At 31.2% G+C, this 16,705-nt stretch carries 20 protein-coding genes; 6 read left to right on the plus strand and 14 right to left on the minus strand.

Going from position 1 to position 16,705, the window contains the following annotated elements; translation table 11 throughout:
- Positions 1 to 28 precede the first annotated feature (28 nt).
- Positions 29 to 847 carry a dihydropteroate synthase gene (folP, locus tag Q0873_RS11550; protein ID WP_299107331.1) on the minus strand — a complete coding sequence of 273 codons (819 nt, stop codon included), beginning with the start codon at positions 845 to 847 and terminating at the stop codon, positions 29 to 31.
- A gap of 98 nt (positions 848 to 945) precedes the next feature.
- Here folP and Q0873_RS11555 point away from each other — a divergent pair, with 98 nt between their 5' ends.
- The 3 genes from Q0873_RS11555 to Q0873_RS11565 all read left to right on the plus strand — a co-directional run bounded on the left by Q0873_RS11555 (position 946) and on the right by Q0873_RS11565 (position 3,667).
- Positions 946 to 1,494, plus strand: a complete 549-nt coding sequence (locus Q0873_RS11555) for a DUF1599 domain-containing protein (protein ID WP_299107333.1) — start codon at positions 946 to 948, stop codon at positions 1,492 to 1,494.
- A gap of 18 nt (positions 1,495 to 1,512) precedes the next feature.
- Complete coding sequence (locus tag Q0873_RS11560; RefSeq protein ID WP_299107335.1) at positions 1,513 to 2,517, plus strand: DoxX family protein; 1,005 nt, start codon at positions 1,513 to 1,515, stop codon at positions 2,515 to 2,517.
- 124 nt (positions 2,518 to 2,641) lie between these two features.
- The gene (locus Q0873_RS11565; protein WP_299107337.1) at positions 2,642 to 3,667 is read left to right on the plus strand and encodes a GyrI-like domain-containing protein; all 1,026 of its coding nucleotides are present in this window, start codon (positions 2,642 to 2,644) and stop codon (positions 3,665 to 3,667) included.
- A gap of 475 nt (positions 3,668 to 4,142) precedes the next feature.
- Here Q0873_RS11565 and Q0873_RS11570 read toward each other — a convergent pair whose 3' ends face one another.
- The 9 genes from Q0873_RS11570 to Q0873_RS11610 are packed head-to-tail and all read right to left on the minus strand — an operon-like array spanning position 4,143 to position 9,302.
- Positions 4,143 to 4,415, minus strand: a complete 273-nt coding sequence (locus Q0873_RS11570) for a hypothetical protein (protein WP_299107339.1) — start codon at positions 4,413 to 4,415, stop codon at positions 4,143 to 4,145.
- 1 nt (position 4,416) lies between these two features.
- Positions 4,417 to 4,692: an ATP-dependent Clp protease adaptor ClpS gene (locus tag Q0873_RS11575; RefSeq protein ID WP_299107341.1), complete on the minus strand. Its 276-nt coding sequence runs from the start codon at positions 4,690 to 4,692 to the stop codon at positions 4,417 to 4,419.
- Between the two features lie 6 nt (positions 4,693 to 4,698).
- Positions 4,699 to 5,532 (minus strand): 50S ribosomal protein L11 methyltransferase, encoded by an 834-nt coding sequence (prmA, locus tag Q0873_RS11580; protein ID WP_299107344.1) that lies wholly within the window; start codon positions 5,530 to 5,532, stop codon positions 4,699 to 4,701.
- Positions 5,525 to 5,935, minus strand: coding sequence for a hypothetical protein (locus Q0873_RS11585; RefSeq protein WP_299107347.1), 411 nt, complete (start codon positions 5,933 to 5,935; stop codon positions 5,525 to 5,527). The genes prmA and Q0873_RS11585 overlap by 8 nt, the downstream gene beginning before the upstream one ends.
- Positions 5,936 to 6,697, minus strand: a complete 762-nt coding sequence (tpiA, locus tag Q0873_RS11590) for a triose-phosphate isomerase (RefSeq protein ID WP_299107349.1) — start codon at positions 6,695 to 6,697, stop codon at positions 5,936 to 5,938.
- A gap of 21 nt (positions 6,698 to 6,718) precedes the next feature.
- Positions 6,719 to 7,210: a thioredoxin-like domain-containing protein gene (locus Q0873_RS11595; RefSeq protein ID WP_299107351.1), complete on the minus strand. Its 492-nt coding sequence runs from the start codon at positions 7,208 to 7,210 to the stop codon at positions 6,719 to 6,721.
- Between the two features lie 40 nt (positions 7,211 to 7,250).
- Entirely contained in the window at positions 7,251 to 7,742 is a 492-nt protein-coding gene (locus Q0873_RS11600) for a TlpA disulfide reductase family protein (protein WP_299107353.1), read from the minus strand.
- Positions 7,742 to 8,224: a thioredoxin-like domain-containing protein gene (locus tag Q0873_RS11605; protein WP_299107355.1), complete on the minus strand. Its 483-nt coding sequence runs from the start codon at positions 8,222 to 8,224 to the stop codon at positions 7,742 to 7,744. Before Q0873_RS11605 ends, Q0873_RS11600 begins: the two co-directional genes overlap by 1 nt.
- Before the next feature lies 1 nt (position 8,225).
- On the minus strand, positions 8,226 to 9,302 hold the full coding sequence (locus Q0873_RS11610; protein WP_299107358.1) for an ABC transporter permease: 1,077 nt from the start codon (positions 9,300 to 9,302) through the stop codon (positions 8,226 to 8,228).
- Positions 9,303 to 9,365: 63 nt separating this feature from the next.
- On the opposite strand from Q0873_RS11610, the gene pyrF reads away from it, so the two are divergent.
- Together pyrF and Q0873_RS11620 are read left to right on the plus strand one after the other, a co-directional pair.
- Positions 9,366 to 10,181 carry an orotidine-5'-phosphate decarboxylase gene (pyrF, locus tag Q0873_RS11615; protein ID WP_299107361.1) on the plus strand — a complete coding sequence of 272 codons (816 nt, stop codon included), beginning with the start codon at positions 9,366 to 9,368 and terminating at the stop codon, positions 10,179 to 10,181.
- Complete coding sequence (locus Q0873_RS11620; RefSeq protein WP_299107363.1) at positions 10,181 to 10,981, plus strand: helical backbone metal receptor; 801 nt, start codon at positions 10,181 to 10,183, stop codon at positions 10,979 to 10,981. Before pyrF ends, Q0873_RS11620 begins: the two co-directional genes overlap by 1 nt.
- Here Q0873_RS11620 and Q0873_RS11625 read toward each other — a convergent pair.
- From Q0873_RS11625 to Q0873_RS11635, 3 genes are all read right to left on the minus strand, one after another.
- A complete protein-coding gene (locus tag Q0873_RS11625; RefSeq protein ID WP_299107365.1) occupies positions 10,958 to 11,158 on the minus strand; it encodes a Lacal_2735 family protein in 201 nt (66 codons plus the stop codon). The genes Q0873_RS11620 and Q0873_RS11625 overlap by 24 nt on opposite strands.
- Positions 11,159 to 11,312: 154 nt before the next feature.
- Entirely contained in the window at positions 11,313 to 12,020 is a 708-nt protein-coding gene (locus Q0873_RS11630; RefSeq protein ID WP_299107367.1) for a DUF4197 domain-containing protein, read from the minus strand.
- A 46-nt stretch (positions 12,021 to 12,066) separates the two neighbouring features.
- On the minus strand, positions 12,067 to 12,234 hold the full coding sequence (locus tag Q0873_RS11635; RefSeq protein ID WP_299107369.1) for a DUF5522 domain-containing protein: 168 nt from the start codon (positions 12,232 to 12,234) through the stop codon (positions 12,067 to 12,069).
- A gap of 102 nt (positions 12,235 to 12,336) precedes the next feature.
- On the opposite strand from Q0873_RS11635, the gene Q0873_RS11640 reads away from it, so the two are divergent.
- Positions 12,337 to 12,963, plus strand: a complete 627-nt coding sequence (locus Q0873_RS11640; protein WP_299107371.1) for a hypothetical protein — start codon at positions 12,337 to 12,339, stop codon at positions 12,961 to 12,963.
- An 80-nt stretch (positions 12,964 to 13,043) separates the two neighbouring features.
- Here the strand turns inward: Q0873_RS11640 and Q0873_RS11645 are convergent, their stop codons facing one another.
- Entirely contained in the window at positions 13,044 to 16,700 is a 3,657-nt protein-coding gene (locus tag Q0873_RS11645) for a M1 family aminopeptidase (RefSeq protein WP_299107373.1), read from the minus strand.
- Between the last annotated feature and the right edge of the window lie 5 nt (positions 16,701 to 16,705).

The following is a 16,705-nucleotide window of genomic DNA, read 5'->3' on the forward strand; positions in this document are numbered from 1 at the left end:
CTTATATGATTTAAGTAAAGATAGGTATTTAAAATCTATTTACAATCGTAACGGCTTGTACCGCTTCCTTTACATCATGTACCCTTAAAATACTAGTACCATTTAATAAGGCAATTGTATTGGCAACCGTTGTTGCATTTAAGGCTTCTTTTGGAGTAATATCCAAGGTTTTATATAACATTGATTTTCGAGAAACTCCTGTTAAAATAGGTGCATCTAATACTTTAAATAAAGATAGTTTATTGAGTAATTCAAAATTGTGTTCGAGTGTTTTCCCAAATCCAAAGCCTACATCTACAATTATATCATTAATTTTTAACTCTTTCAATTGTTGTAATTGCTCTGCAAAAAAAGCAATCACTTCTGTAACTACATTTTTATATTCAGGGTTTTGCTGCATGTTTTGCGGTGTTCCTTGCATATGCATCATTATATACGGTACTTGAAGTTGTGCTACCGTAGCAAACATATTGGCATCCATTTTTCCTCCAGAAATATCATTAACCAGCGCTCCTCCCATAGCAATTACTTCTTTTGCCACCTTACTCCTAAAGGTATCAATAGAAATTAAAACTTCAGGAAATTCTTCATGAACCATTTTTACTATAGGCCCTACTCGCATTAACTCTTCTTCTTCAGAAATATGCTTTGCGCCTGGTCTTGAAGAATATCCACCTATATCTATAAAAGTAGCCCCATCATTCAACATTTTTTCTACTTGAACGAGAACAGCTTTATCATTTTTGTATTTCCCACCGTCAAAAAAAGAATCGGGTGTAATATTTAAAATCCCCATTACTTTTGGAGTACTTAAATCAATAAGTTTTCCTTTGCAATTAATCGTCATTCTTTAAATTTTAATTACGATTTTATAAATTCTTTGGTAAAAATAATCGAAAACCTATTTGATTTGCTATTTTTACGTGATTATTTGAGAAAACAAACATGCAGAATACTTCAAAACAATATGATACGGTAGTTAATGAATGCCGTAGTTTATTTGTTAATAAGATGAGTGACTATGGAAGTGCTTGGAGAATCTTAAGGCTTCCTTCTTTAACTGATCAAATTTTTATTAAAGCACAGCGTATACGTCAGTTGCAAGAAAATACCACTCGTAAAGTGGATGAAGGCGAAAAGTCGGAATTCATTGGTATTATCAATTATTCTGTTATGGCTCTGGTACAACTTGAATTAGGAGTTGTAGAACAGCCAGATTTGTCAACCGAACAAGCAACAGATTTATATGATAAGCATATAAAAATCACCAAAGAATTAATGGAAAACAAAAACCATGATTACGGTGAAGCTTGGAGAGACATGAGAATTTCTTCTTTAACAGATTTAATTTTACAAAAATTATTGCGTGTTAAACAAATTGAAGATAATAAAGGAAAAACGTTGGTTTCTGAAGGAATAGACGCAAACTATCAAGACATGATAAATTATGCAATTTTTGCGTTGATTCACTTTTCAGAAGCTGAACCCCAATAATAATAAACACCCCTAACTATGATTTTAAAATTATTAACACACATTTCAAGAGTATTAGTAGGACTATTATTCATTTATTCTGGATTTGTAAAATTGGTTGATCCTATTGGATCTCAATACAAATTCGAAGAATACTTTAGTGCAGATGTTTTAAACCTAGAGTTTTTAATTCCATTTGCACTTCCGTTTGCGATTTTATTAATCGTATCGGAATTAGTTTTAGGAGTAATGCTTTTAGTTGGTTACAAGCCCAAACTTACAGTTTGGAGTTTGTTTGGACTTAACTTAATATTCTTATTCCTTACTTGGTATTCGTACACCTACAACAAAGTAACAGACTGTGGATGTTTTGGTGATGCAATTAAATTAACCCCAAAAGAAACCTTCTATAAAAATTTAATTTTTATGGTCTTTATAGGGATTCTAATTGCTGGAATAAAGTATATAAAACCACTAGTTTCAGATAAGTTATCTGCAATTGCTACTTATGCTTCCGTATTCTTCTCTTTACTAATAGCGTACTATGTATTAAGTCATTTACCAATTATTGACTTTAGAGCATATTCTATTGGTACAAACATTGAGCAAGGAATGCAATATCAAGATGATAGTGACGAAGTGCCTCCTATTCATGATTTCGAAATAGGAACTGTAGATGGTGATAAATTAGAAGAAATGTTGTCGAAAGATAAGGCAATGATGATCTTAATGACAACTATTGAAAAGGCAAATAAAGAAGGTCTTCATGAAGTATCTAAAGCTGCTGCAAAAGCAAAGAGCTTAGGATATGAAATTTATATCTTAACTTCAGACATGATGATGGCTGATGTTATTTACGAAGAAAACTTCGAAGGATTAAATGCTTTTCAAAAAGAGTACAATCTTCCATATATATTCGGAAGTTGTGATGAAAAAGCAATTAAAACAGCCATCAGAGCAAACCCAGGTATTATTACTGTTGAAAAAGGTAATATCGTTGGAAAATGGAACTGGAATGATGCCGAAGATGCTGAATTAAAATAAGCTACATAATATATACTATTTGAAGAGTTGCAAAATTGCAACTCTTCTTTTTTGCAACACATTCAAAACACACAATACACTAAAAATCAGTATATTTATATCATAACTAAAACTTTATACACAAATGAAAATCTTGAAGTACATTCTACTATTGCTACTTGCATTAATCGTTTTAGGTCTTATTTACGTAGGAACTTATGACGGGAAATACGATGTAAAAAGAAGTAAAGTTATAAAAGCTCCTATTGCTCATGCTTTTAATACGGTAAACGATTTAAAAACTTGGGAGAAATGGGGTCCATGGCATGATGAAGATTCTACTATCGTGGTTACCTATGGAGACAAAACCGTTGGTGTAGGTGCTTATAATAGCTGGACTAGTAAAGATGGTCCAGGGAGTATGAAAACTATTGCAATTGAACCTAACAAATCAATCCAACAAGAAATAACGTTTATGGATGGTGACCCAGGAGGTATTTATTGGGATTTTGAAGAAGTAGCTGAAGGAACGAAGGTTACTTGGGGAATGACTGCAGAAAAGTCTCCTTTCATGTTTAAAGCTATTGCCGCTATGGTAGGTGGTTGGGACAACATGTTAGGACCAATGGAAGAAAATGGATTAAACAATCTGGAAAAAGTTATGATTGAGACTATTCCAAAAGCTCCTAAATTTTCTTTAGGTGATCTAAGCATTGCGGAAGTGGATGCTAAAACCTTTATTGGTTATCATCATAAAGTAAAAATTGATCATGAGAACATGACGAAATTATTTATGCAAGACTTGCCTAAAGCGGGTATATATGCCACTAAAGCAGGTTTAAAACTAGGAGATTATACTCCTGGAGCAGTTTTTTCTAAATATGATGAAGCTACCAATGAAACTGAATTTTACATTGGTTTATTGTTACATACTAAATTAGCTCCTGCAGAAGGAATGCAAGTAGTTAATTTACCAAAAGGGAAAGCTGTTACTATTTCTAAATTTGGTAATTATGGCGTTGGAGATGAGCAAGCTCATGTAGCTATTGACAATTACATTCTAACTAATAATCTAGAAAGAACTTGGCCAATTTGGGAACTATATGTGAATGATCCAAGTACCGTAAGTCCAGAAAAAATTCAAACAGATATATATTATCCATTAAAGTAATAAAATAAAAAAAGCCTTAAACAAATGTTTAAGGCTTTTTTATCTAACCAAACTTAGTATAAAAACTAACTACTACTATTTTTTATTGTATCAAAAATTATTTCTTGTCTTTACTATTTTGACACATTGTTTTTAAAAAAGTCACATTTAAAATGAAAAAGACTCTAAAATAAATCTAGAGCCTTTTGTCTAACCAAACTTAGTATAAAAACTAACTACTACTATTTTAAAAACTACTATATTTTTTCTTATAGAGGAAACCTCTCTTTTCAGACATCTGTAAAACAAATAAGGGGTAAAGCCTTACTAAGAGAAGTTTTAAGGGTAACTTATATCTATAATACTTTCACTTTCTTATTTTAATGAACTTAACAAAACATTGTTTCTGTTTCGCTTTCATAAATTAAGACCCACCTTTTTTTTAAAAGTCACTTAATTGCAAAAAAAAATCTCAAAATTTTCATTTTGAGATTTTTTAATACAAATATTTACGTAAAATTATTCTGTGTTCTGGTATCGACTTATCATAGTTTTCAATCAATACCTCTAGTATTTCTGGGAGCTTGACACCTATTTCCTTTTGAGAAGAATATCTAGAAACGTATAAATTATAATTGGTTTCTTTTTTTTCAAAAATTAAAAAATGTTGCTCATTTAATACAGAAAAACATATTTCATTCCCTGAAAATGTTCCTGATGTATCTTTTATAAAGTCAGAAAACTCGTAATACTTAAAAACGTTCTCCATTCTAAACTATTTCAGCAGATAAACCTAACTGAAGTAATTTAGAACAACGAGGCTCTAAATCTTTGTACTCACCAGTTTTAACGGTACATTTCCCTTTATAATGAACTAATATAGTACATTGCTCTGCCTGCTCTAAAGTATGATCACAAACGCTTACTAAACTATCAATAACAAAGTCAAACGTATTTACATCATCGTTATGTAAAACTATTTCATGCTTTTGTGTTTCCTGAAACAAAACATCTAACTCCTCTTGAATTTTTTCTATTGTACTCATTTTGTTTTATTTTTTATAACGCAGGGCTACCCAATTATTCCTGTCAATAGTTTTTTGCAAAGATAAATTATATTTTGATACCTCTTTATCTATCAATGGAATATCCTCTTTATAAAAACCGCTTAACAATAAAACACCATCATCTGTTAAACAGTTTGTATATGTTTCCATGTCTTGCAATAAAATATTCCTATTAATATTAGCAATAATAACATCATAGCTTTTATCCTTTAACAAGCTAGCATCTCCTTCATAAACAGAAATATGACTACAATTATTTCGCTGCGCATTTTCAACAGAATTTTCATAACACCAAGCATCAATATCAATAGCATCAATAGGTTGTGCTCCTTTCATTTCTGCAAAAATTGCTAAAATACCAGTACCACATCCCATATCTAACACTTTCTTCCCCTGAAGCTCAAGGTCTAATAAATGCTGTAACATCATATGTGTTGTTTCATGATGTCCAGTACCAAAACTCATCTTAGGCTCAATTACAATATCAAATTCTAAGTTTGGATTCTCGTGAAAAGGAGCTCTTACACTTACTTTGTCATCAACCTGAATAGGATTAAAATTCTTCTCCCATTCCGCATTCCAATTGGTTTGCGCTATTTCTTTATGTGAATGTTCAATCTTAAATTCTGAAGATGATAGCACAAATAAATCTTCTAAAATAGCTTCATTCCAATCATTTTTTTGAATATACGCCACTACTCCATGCTCATTTTCTACAAAACTCTCAAAGCCTACACCTCCTAGTTCTGCTATTAGAATTTCGGTTGCTGGATCTTTTGGAGTTACTGTAAAATCGTATTCAATGTAAATATTATCCATTAATATTTTCTTTACTTCTTTGTTCTTTAATAAATGCTACACCACAAGAAAGTTTTTTCGCCAAGGGTGTTTTGGGGTGTACAACTCGCCAAAAGGGAGTTATATCATTGGTAGTTTTTCCTTTAGTTAAAGATTCTAAAGCTACTTCAGCAACTATTCTTAAAAAGATACTTGTAGTAACAGGGCAAGAATTTTCTGCGAAATGTTCAATTGCCATATCTTTACGCATTACCTTTATATCTACTGAAGTTCCTTTAGGAATCTCATTCACATAGTTATCTATAATTTTCGGAGTTGCGATAAACATTTTCGTTCCTTCTTCTAAGTCGGCAAAACGTTTATCAATCACCTTAACAACAGGTGGTTTCGTTGAATTATATTTTTCTAACCATGTCTTAGGCATTTAAATTGCCTTTACTATTTCTATAAAATCATTTGCTTTTAAAGATGCTCCACCAATTAAACCTCCATCTACATCAGGTTTAGAAAAAATTTCTTCAGCATTTGCTGGTTTTACACTTCCCCCATATAAAATAGACATTGCATCAGCCACTTTATCTCCATACTCATCTTTTAGTAAGCTTCGTATAAATTTATGCATTTCTTGAGCTTGCTCAGGAGACGCAGTCTCTCCAGTTCCAATTGCCCAAACTGGTTCGTAAGCCAACACAATATTTGAAAAACTAGTTGCTTCCAAGTGGAATAAAGCATTTTTTATTTGACTTTCAACCACCTTAAAATGATTGTTGCTTTTTCGATCTTCTAATTGTTCTCCGAAACAGAAAATTGCTTCCATTCCCTTTCCTAATACTGTATCTACTTTTTGAGCTAACAACGCATCCGTTTCACCGTAGTAGGTTCTTCTTTCTGAATGTCCAACAATACTAGATGCTACTCCTATATCATTTAGCATATCCACAGAAACTTCCCCTGTAAACGCTCCGCTTTTTTCGTGAGAAACATTTTGAGCAGCAACTTCAATTACTGATTTCTTTGTTCTGTTAACCGCAGATCTGAGGTTTACAGAGCTAGGAGCAATTACCACTCTTGTATTTTTATCTAATTTTACTTTTTTTAATTCCTTTTTTAAACCTTTTATTAATGCTTTAGCTTCACTAAGGTTTTTATTCATCTTCCAGTTACCTGCAACTATTTTCGCTCTCACTAAATTATTCTCTTTAATTTATTATTCTTTTAATGCTTCTTCCAATCTAGGATCTGTAGGCTCAGATACTCTTGATAAAGATGCAATTCCTAATTCGTTTACCACCATGTAGTAAGGGATATCCTTTATTCCAAAACTTTTAGCAAAACCTCCTTTTAAAGCAGATGATAAGAAATAGTGATCTCCATCAATATTAAAGAATCGTTCAATTCCGTTTTTCCACTGTGGAATGTTCTTGTCTATTGATAAAAACACAAACACCACATCTGGGTTCTCTTGCTTTAATTTTTTTATCTTAGGAATACCTGATATACATTCTGCACACCATGATGCACAGACTTCAAACATAACCTTTTTTCCTTTATATTTTGCTAGAATTTCTTTAAATGTTATGGGGCTTTCATCTATTGTTAAAAACTTCTCATTTAATACTTCTTCAGGAAAAGCTGTTGGTTTTTCTGAGTTACACGAAACTAAACATGTTAACAATAAAAGCAATACTATTCTCTTCATAATAAATGTTTTAGATTATTAGTAGTATAGCTAATGTACGTTATTTTTTTAAGTTTTCTTTTATTAATTTATCGGTTGGCTTCGTTGCTTTAAACATTTCAATTTCTCCTTTCTCATTCACAATCAAATATCTGGGAATCCAATTCAAGTTTAAAAATTCACCAAAATCACCTTTCCATCCAGATTTCATAAAATAATGTTCTCCTTCAATTCCTAGTTTTTCTATTCCTGCTTTCCAACTTTCTATATCTCTATCTAATGATAAATGCAAGAATACTACCTCTGGATATTCTTCAAAAAGTCTTTTTTCTTCTGGCAATGCTTCTCTACAATCACCACACCAAGAAGCCCAAACATTCACTAGTATTTTTTTTCCTTTATACTCCTCAAGAATTTCTTGAAATGTAATTGGTTCTCCATGAGTACTTATAAAAGTATCATTCAACGCTTTTTCTGAAAAAACTGTTGGAGTTTCAAATGTACACCCTAAACATAGTAATGCCAGGGCTACAAAAAGTACATTTTTAATCATTATTTTATTTTTTGCTGAAGTGTTTCTGAAAGCTTAGACGTTTTATACACTAATATATTACCCTCTTTATCTATAATTAAAAATCTCGGTATGGTTTTCAGCTTCAAAAACTCCCCTAAGACTCCCTTTCCTTTTTTTTGAATATAATAATGACTTCCTTTTACTTTAAGTGATTCCAATCCTCTTTTCCAGTCATGATAACTATGATCTACCGATAGAAAAATATACTCGGCATCTGTATTTTTATTTTGAAACTTAACCACATCATCAAAGCTATCTTGACTAATTGGACAGTAACTTGCGTAGATTTGAATGAACTTTTTTTGTTCTTGATTCTTAGCCAGAATCTCTTTTAAAGAAGTTTCTTTTCTATCAACTGTTAACAATTCTTCTTCTAATGCCTCTTGACTAAATTGTTTGGGCTGAAAAACCCCACAACTTACAAAGCTGCTAATTAATAATAAGGCAATTATATTTCTCATTTTATTGAAGTCTAATTCTAGGATCTAACCAACTATAAATAATATCAACCAAAATATTAATGATAATAAACAAGGTTGCAACTACCAATACGCTTCCCATAATTACCGGTAAATCTAAGGTGTTCAAAGAGTTCACTATTTCTTTTCCTAAACCATTCCAATTAAAAATATACTCTACAAACACTGCTCCGGCCAACATTGAAGCAAACCAACCTGAAATTGCTGTTATTACAGGATTTAATGAATTTTTCAATGCATGTGTTTTTATTACTTTAAACAATGTTAATCCTTTTGCCTTTGCGGTTCGTATATAATCTTGGCTAAGGGTTTCTAACAATGAGTTACGCATTAATTGTATTACTACTGCTAACGGGCGAATTCCTAAAACTATTGCAGGTAGTATCAAGTTTTTCCACTGAATATATACCCCTTCTCCAAAATTATCTACTTCGTATAAACTCCCCGTCATTTCTAAACTCGTGTATTTGTGTAATACAAATCCGAAAAACCAAGCAAATAAGATAGCCGAAAAGAAAGAAGGTACACTCATTCCTAAAGTACTGATGACAGCAATAATTCTATCAAAAACTGTGTCTTTAAATAATGCTGAAAAAATTCCTAAAACAATACCTATTATTAAAGCTAAAGTAATTGCTACCACCGCTAAAATTGCCGTATTAGGAAGTGTTTCAGCAATAACCTCAGATACGTTTTTACCATTCTTTTGAAAAGATTCTCGTAAATACGGATATTTTATAACTATATCTGTTTCCCCTATTGAAAACAACTTTTGTGCATTGTATTTTTTTTCTGATAAAAAAGTATAGTCTTCTTTACTTTTACTATGAAATGATAATGGAGAAACATCATTTAAATAGTACAAATACTGTGTGAAAATAGGCTTATCAAAACCATACTTTTTTCTAATATTTTGAAGTTGCTCGGTATTTTCACGCTGATCTAACATCATACGAGCTGGATCACCCGGTAGAATGTTAAACAATAAAAAAATTACTGTAACTACTCCAAAAAGTGTTAGAAAACCGTAAAATACTTTGCTTATGATATACTGAAACATATACAACAAAGATAACAGAAAGTGACAAAAAAGTGTACTTTTGCATAACTTTTACAACAACAAATGACAACACAACAACTCGTTAACCAAATAAGAAAAAAGAAATCGTTTTTATGCATCGGTTTAGATGTAGATTTAAATAAAATTCCGCAACACTTATTACAAGAGGAAGATCCTATTTTTGCTTTTAACAAAGCAATTATCGATGCTACACATCATTTATGTGTTGCCTATAAGCCTAATACCGCTTTTTATGAAGCTTACGGGATAAAAGGTTGGAAATCGTTGGAAAAAACCATCAATTATTTAAATGAAAAACATCCAGAAATTTTCACTATTGCTGATGCAAAACGTGGTGATATTGGAAACACCTCAACCATGTATGCAAAAGCATTTTTTGAAGATTTATCTTTTGATAGTGTTACCGTTGCTCCTTATATGGGAAAAGACTCTGTGGAGCCTTTTTTAGCTTTTGAAAATAAACATACTATTATGTTAGCATTAACCTCTAATGAAGGTGCTTTTGATTTTCAAACATTACAGGTCAACAATCAGGAGTTATACAAACAAGTTTTAGAAACTTCTAAGAAATGGAATAATGCTCAAAACCTAATGTATGTTGTTGGAGCTACGAAAGCTGAATATTTAGCTGAAATTAGACAAATTATTCCTGAGAGCTTTTTATTAGTTCCTGGTGTTGGTGCACAAGGAGGAAGTTTAGTGGACGTTTGTAAATATGGTATGACAGACAATATTGGGCTACTTATAAATTCTTCAAGAGGAATTATCTATGCTTCAAATACTGAGAATTTTGCTGAAGCTGCAGCTAAAAAAGCTGAAGAATTGCAATCTCAGATGAGTGTACTTTTAAAAGGATAATGAAAAAACATAAGGATCAAATAGATAGAGTTATAGAATTGACTCAAACACCCAAGAAAATTATATCACTGGTTCCAAGTCAAACCGAATTATTGGTTGACTTGGGGCTAGAAGATTCTATTGTAGGTGTAACCAAATTTTGTATCCACCCTATTCATTTAAGAAAAACAAAAACCATTGTTGGAGGTACTAAGAATATAAAAGTAGACCGAATAAAAGAGCTTCAACCTGATATTATTTTATGTAATAAAGAAGAAAACACCAAAGAAATTGTTGAAGCTTGTGAGAAAATTGCTCCAACTCATGTTTCTGATATTTTTACGCTGGAAGATGCTCAAGAGTTGATTCTTCAGTATGGTGAAATTTTTGCTAAAAGAACGGATGCTTCTAAAATCGTTCAAAAACTAGCATTTAAGATTACAGATTTTAAAAATTTCATTCAAGACAAAGAAGCACAAAAAGTTGCTTATTTTATTTGGAGAGAACCATGGATGGTAGCTGCCAACAATACTTTTATAAATCATTTATTGGAGCTAAATAAATATAGTAACATTTATAAAAACAAAGAACGCTATCCTGAAGTAGCATTAAAGAAGATACGATTAGAAGGTGATCCTGATTTAGTTTTTTTATCCTCTGAGCCATATCCTTTTAAAGATGAACATGCTTTTGAGGTAGGGAGATTCACCCATCATGCCAAAACGGTGTTTGTTGACGGTGAAATGTTCTCTTGGTATGGGAGTAGATTACTAAAAGCTTTTGACTATTTTAAAAAGTTACATAACAGGATTAACCGTTAATTCATTGTCTAAATACTTTAACCTATTTAGCTTTTCTAATACTTTCATTGCTTTGAAGGCAGAACGATCACTTTTACATTCGTCTTCATACTTATAATCATTAGCTCTCTCAACTAATTTGTTGTATCTCTCCTCAAGATGCTTTCTATACCTATGTAGTTGACTAATTCTTGACATGATAAATTTCATTAAACAGGGGACATAAATATACACAATTATTTGAAAACCAGCCATATAAACAACTGCAATTTTCGAAAAAAAAGGGATATTTCCCATAAAAAAAAGACTCTTAATAATTAAGAGTCTTTTATATTCTTATTTTTATTTCAAACTACCTTCCATCTTGAAGTGCAAAAACACGTCTTAATAAATCAGTATTACGTAAACCAACTTTTTCTCTAATTCCTTTTTCTTCAACAGCAATCATCGTAAACACTCCTTTAAGAGCTTCCGTTGTAACATAATCTGTTAAATCTGGATTTACCTTATTTACAAAAGGAATACTATTGTATTTAGTAATAAGATCGCTCCATATTTTATCTGCTCCTACCTTTGAAAATGAATTCTTAATTACCGGATTAAATTTTCCGTATAAAGCTTGCGAAGTTCTTCCTTCTAAATAAGATGTTGCTGCATTTTGCTCTCCCAATAATATGTTTTTTGCATCAGCAAATGTGATTCCTTTTATTGCATCTACAAAAATTGGTGTAGCTGTTTTAACTGCATCTTCTGCTGTTCTATTAATAGCTCTTAATCCTTCATCTGCTAAAGAACTTAATCCTATTTTACGTAAGCCTTTATCTACAACTTGTAATTCTTTTGGCAATAATATTTTAACCAATTCATTTCTATAAAAACCATCTTTAGCAGTTAGTTTAGATACTTGGTTTTGAATCCCATTATCCAATGCTTGGCGCAATCCAGCTCCAATTTGATCTTGTGTTAATACTCCTCCTTGTGGCAATTGATTCACTACTTTTTGTAATTCTGCACATCCTGTTAATAAAATTACAAATGTAAATGCTATAATTTTTTTCATCTAACTAAATTTATATTTTTAAGATACATTTATCCTGTAAAAGTCACTATTTATTAAAACTATCTGTTTTCTTATCGTATCCATAAGGACAATGTTTACATCCATTCTTACAGCAATATCCTCTTCTTAAATGAAATTGCTCTGTAAACACTCTATATCCTTGTTCATTAAGGTAATAATCTCCTTCTTCTAATTCTATTCGTTGCCTATACATGACTACAAAAGTAATCGTTTTTATGATTACTTAACTTCCTATAATAAAAAGCTTGTTAAATAGCCTCATAAATAGTACTATTGATTAAATTTTTTAAATTCTATGGGATACACTTTTATTTTAATACTTCTTAGCTTGATAAGTATTGGCTTTTTAATACTTCTAAAAAAGAAAAAGCAACAATCGGAAACCTTATCTTTTGTTTCAACTCTTTTAGCTACTCTTTTTGGAGTATTACTGGCTGTAAATTTATCGAATAGAGAAAATCTTAAAAAGGAGAAAGCAGATACCATTAAACTTTTAAAGTCGGCTAAAAACATTATTGACAACACTTTTGATTATTCAAAAGGTTTGGGTACTTATATCAATACTATTGAAAAAGATTCTAGCTATAATGCGAATCTTGTAAGTAAAGTAAAGTTAGATAACCCGATTCCTTATCCTGATTTAATGGAAAATATTATTTCTAATGAAGTAGTTTCTAAAAACATTTCGGAGTATAGTCATAACTTTATTTTTAGTAGTTTAATCAATCTAAGAAAAATAGCTAATTACAATTCTATTGACACCTATAAATATTTACTCAAAGAGCTTGAATTTATCATTGATCTTGAAATTAAATATCAAGAAAATATAGTGGATAAAGAAGAACTTGAAAAAATATACAACAAAGAGAAAGAGAGATTGGAAAAAGAATTTCCGCACGATAGTAAAATCATCGTAGACTAATCTTACTTAAATCATTTCAAATAAAAAGGCTGCCCATTTTAGGCAGCCTTTTTTAAAATCAAAAATACTATTCGTTTCTATTATAATTTTCTTCTATTATCATCTGATTTCGTATCTATTAATTTGTTGTATGGATCTACACCCACTTCAACAGGTTTTTCATCAACGATAATTGAAATCTTATTATGTATTTGAGTAATTTTATGTTTCTTCAAATACAGTTCTTTTTCCTTTTTCTTTCCGTTAACCTCACGTTCACCAAAAATTCCGATATCAATATAATCAGCTAATGGAACAGAAAGAATTGGTTTTTTCATTTTCTCTGTTTTATAAGAAATAGTATCTCCTGCTTTTTCTCCATAATAACGTTTTCCTTTATCGTTATTTCTATACTTAGATACATCAAACTCAATATCAACTTGGTACTTTCCATTATCTAACTCTTTAGAAGATACTTTAGTAATGCGGTTTCTATACAAGGTAATTGTTTCAAACATGTCCTTGATTACATATTGTAAGCTATCTGGTGTTACCTCGCGAATTTTATCTACCATTTCAATAGAAGTAGTATAGGGAGCATCTTGAAACTTCACTTTTTCTACATACTCTTTTAAGGCATTGTTCAACTTTTCTTCACCGATATAATCGCTTAAAGCGTAAAACACTAAAGATCCTTTTTGATAACGAATATATCCTTGACCATCATTATACATTAATGATTTTTCTCGCTTACGTTCAAAAGTACGTTGTGTTAAATAACCATCTAAGGCTTTCTTTAAAAACTTACGCATTTCTGTTTTCCCTTCTTCATGCTCCAATACCTTTAAGGCTACGTATTCAGATAAACTTTCTGATAACATCGTTGCTCCTAATACATCGGCTCCAATTACTTGGTGTGCCCACCACTGATGCGCTAATTCATGTACTGTAATTGCAAATGGATAATCTACCCCAGTATCTTCTTTATTTACTTCAGCAATAAACCCAACACCTTCAGAATAAGGAATCGTATTTGGGAACGATTGCGCAAAGCTTCCTGCGGTTCTAGGAAACTCAATAATACGTACTTGTTTATGTTGATATGGGCTAAAGCTTTTAGAGTTATAATCTAACGAAGCTTTAATTCCTTTCATCATTCTATCAAGATTATATTCATGCCCTTTTTGATAGTAAATCTCTAAATTAACATCATTCCACTTGTCTTTCTTTATTTCATATTTTGCTGAGTTAAAAGCAAAGAAATTCAAGATTTTGCTATCCATTTTATAATGGAAATAACGACGACCATCCGCTATCCATTCTTTTTGTAAATATCCTGGTGCAATAGCTATTTGATCTTCAGAAGTAGATACAGTTGCTTCAAAATCGATCCAATCTGAATCTTTAGAAATATAGGTATCTCCTAATGCCGTGCTATCTGATGGATGTGGTTTTAAATCATTCTCAGGCAATCCATACTTCTTACGTGTTTGATTGTCTGTAAGCTCACTGCTATCTGAATATCCAAATGAAGGAAACAATTGGAAGTTATTAATAAAAGTACCATTGTAACGCACTGGTGAATTTTTTCTGAAAAACGTATTTTCTTTGTTTTTAACAGTAATTTTCAATTCTAAGCTATCTCCAGGTTGTAATGGTTTTTTAAGCTGATAGATATCGAAGTTCATAACTGAATCTTCCAATACTAATGTGGTTGGTTTATTAAATTCAAAAGTACTTGGGTATGAATTATGATTTAAAAATAGACTATCAATAACCTCATCTGTTTTATTAATCATTTTATAAACTCCAATCGCTTTAAAATCCAATTTCTTCGGAAAAATGTTCATATCAACATTCACTGCTACAATTCTTGGCTGTGCCTTTCCTTCGTATTGTTTATAGCTCTTCTCCCATTCTACTCGTTGTTCTTCACGTTCTTTTCTAGAAGTTCTTTCATTTACTACGTTATTCTCATAATAAATACGTGCTCCTAATCCTATAAAGCCAATAAACAATATTCCTAGAGCAATTCCTGTTTTTAGATTAAAACGTTTTTTAAAGATTGATAATCTCTCTTTAAATGAATGTGGAATGCCTCGTACCCAAAACAAACTTGTTAGTCCTAACAGTACAAAACCTGCCAATAACCAATACACTTTATAAATTAAATAGCTTTTTAATCCCCAACCATAACCATTCATATCTGAATATTTGAATGAAGGTCCTTGATTGTATTTAAATATAGATTGTTCTATTCCGGCTAAGCTTAATAATGGCAACCCTATATTTAATACTAATAAAATGAATAATCCTAAATACGCATTCCCTACTAGTGTCTGAATGAATAATGACATTAACGCCCAAACTGCAAAGTGCATAAACTGTAGCACATACAATTCGTACATATAATGCATGATTTCAAAATTATAAAAGCCTTTATATACTTGATAAATTAAACCAGATAGCATTACCACAGTCAATAAAACCAGCTGTACTTTTAACAGGGCTACTAATTTAGATAACCATAATACCCAGTTTGGTGTTGGAGTTACATCTACCAAATGATTTGCTTTTGCCATTTTACCTCTGTGCACTAACATTCCTGCATATAAAAAGGTAATTAGGTTAATTGGCAACACAAATGCTCCGCTAGCACTTTGCAACGTTTTCCAAGTAACTGGTAATGTTTTAGTACCTAAGATATTTCCTATTTCAGATAGGGTAAGTAAGGCCAAAATTAACCCTACAAGAACAATTGCTATAAACGGTAATGCTTTAACAACATATTTAAAATCTATTTTAGCAAGTTTCCAAGCAGCTTTTAAATTCTCAACAAAAGAAAAACCATAAGTAACTTTTGGTAACTGAACTCTTGTAATTCCTCCAAAGTTCTTTTTGGTTACACGTTCTCCCTTTTCTTTTTTAAATAATGATAACGATACTGCGCTTTGGCTAAATGAGAAGTACTTGTATACAAAACCGAAAACAATTCCCGCTACTCCCAACCAAAGTAATCTATTATAAATAACAACTCCTTTAAAAGGAAGCGATAAGTCATTTTGCTCTGCTAAAGTCCAATATCTCGTATAATAATTCAAAGCAGCATCTCCAAAAGGATCTACTAAACCAGCAATCATTCTATTCTCTTCTTCAGATAATAAGCCTACCGTTAATCCTTGAATAAACATTAAGGCTATAATGGTTATAAATCCGGCTGTAATATTTCGGGTAAATGTTACAACTCCAAAAACAATGGCTCCAAATAATAATGAATTTGGAATTATATACACCAAATATGAATGCAAATAAGAACCAAAATTAAAAGCTGTTACTATTTCTGGGTTTGTTCCTGGTAATCTAAATCCAATAACCACCCCTAAGCCTATACATAACACAATTAAAGTTACAATTACTAGTCCACTAAAAAACTTGGCAAATAAATAACTTGCTTTGGTAAACGGATACGAATACAAAATAGAATGCATATCACTTTTATAATCTCTAAAAATCGTCACCCCAATAATAGAAGGAAACAGAAAGAATATTAATTGAGACATTCCATTGAACATTCCATAAACCCCCATCGGTGAGTTTACCACTTTACTACCAACAACCGATACTGTTAAACTATCAAAAATTCCTGCACTGGCAGCTGCGAAAAAAGTTGACAATACAAAGAGTATTGCTGCATATATATAGAACGCTGGTTTTTTAAGCCAGTACTTAATCTCATGTAAAAATATTGTAGAAAACATAATTT

It is taken from the genome of uncultured Tenacibaculum sp. (assembly GCF_947498805.1).
Taxonomy (GTDB): Bacteria; Bacteroidota; Bacteroidia; order Flavobacteriales; family Flavobacteriaceae; genus Polaribacter.

What these genes read in the sequence shown, in the direction of transcription:
- Q0873_RS11575 (WP_299107341.1), bottom strand. Translation starts at nt 4,692, where the DNA reads ATGAGTACAATAGAAAAAATTCAAGAGGAGTTAGATGTTTTGTTTCAG.
- Q0873_RS11645 (WP_299107373.1), bottom strand. Translation starts at nt 16,700, where the DNA reads ATGTTTTCTACAATATTTTTACATGAGATTAAGTACTGGCTTAAAAAA.
- prmA (WP_299107344.1), bottom strand. Translation starts at nt 5,532, where the DNA reads ATGGATAATATTTACATTGAATACGATTTTACAGTAACTCCAAAAGAT.
- Q0873_RS11570 (WP_299107339.1), bottom strand. Translation starts at nt 4,415, where the DNA reads ATGGAGAACGTTTTTAAGTATTACGAGTTTTCTGACTTTATAAAAGAT.
- Q0873_RS11620 (WP_299107363.1), top strand. Translation starts at nt 10,181, where the DNA reads ATGAAAAAACATAAGGATCAAATAGATAGAGTTATAGAATTGACTCAA.
- folP (WP_299107331.1), bottom strand. Translation starts at nt 847, where the DNA reads ATGACGATTAATTGCAAAGGAAAACTTATTGATTTAAGTACTCCAAAA.
- Q0873_RS11600 (WP_299107353.1), bottom strand. Translation starts at nt 7,742, where the DNA reads ATGATTAAAAATGTACTTTTTGTAGCCCTGGCATTACTATGTTTAGGG.
- Q0873_RS11610 (WP_299107358.1), bottom strand. Translation starts at nt 9,302, where the DNA reads ATGTTTCAGTATATCATAAGCAAAGTATTTTACGGTTTTCTAACACTT.
- Q0873_RS11605 (WP_299107355.1), bottom strand. Translation starts at nt 8,224, where the DNA reads ATGAGAAATATAATTGCCTTATTATTAATTAGCAGCTTTGTAAGTTGT.
- Q0873_RS11565 (WP_299107337.1), top strand. Translation starts at nt 2,642, where the DNA reads ATGAAAATCTTGAAGTACATTCTACTATTGCTACTTGCATTAATCGTT.
- pyrF (WP_299107361.1), top strand. Translation starts at nt 9,366, where the DNA reads ATGACAACACAACAACTCGTTAACCAAATAAGAAAAAAGAAATCGTTT.
- Q0873_RS11625 (WP_299107365.1), bottom strand. Translation starts at nt 11,158, where the DNA reads ATGTCAAGAATTAGTCAACTACATAGGTATAGAAAGCATCTTGAGGAG.
- Q0873_RS11560 (WP_299107335.1), top strand. Translation starts at nt 1,513, where the DNA reads ATGATTTTAAAATTATTAACACACATTTCAAGAGTATTAGTAGGACTA.
- Q0873_RS11555 (WP_299107333.1), top strand. Translation starts at nt 946, where the DNA reads ATGCAGAATACTTCAAAACAATATGATACGGTAGTTAATGAATGCCGT.
- Q0873_RS11635 (WP_299107369.1), bottom strand. Translation starts at nt 12,234, where the DNA reads ATGTATAGGCAACGAATAGAATTAGAAGAAGGAGATTATTACCTTAAT.
- Q0873_RS11585 (WP_299107347.1), bottom strand. Translation starts at nt 5,935, where the DNA reads ATGCCTAAGACATGGTTAGAAAAATATAATTCAACGAAACCACCTGTT.
- Q0873_RS11640 (WP_299107371.1), top strand. Translation starts at nt 12,337, where the DNA reads ATGGGATACACTTTTATTTTAATACTTCTTAGCTTGATAAGTATTGGC.
- Q0873_RS11630 (WP_299107367.1), bottom strand. Translation starts at nt 12,020, where the DNA reads ATGAAAAAAATTATAGCATTTACATTTGTAATTTTATTAACAGGATGT.
- Q0873_RS11595 (WP_299107351.1), bottom strand. Translation starts at nt 7,210, where the DNA reads ATGAAGAGAATAGTATTGCTTTTATTGTTAACATGTTTAGTTTCGTGT.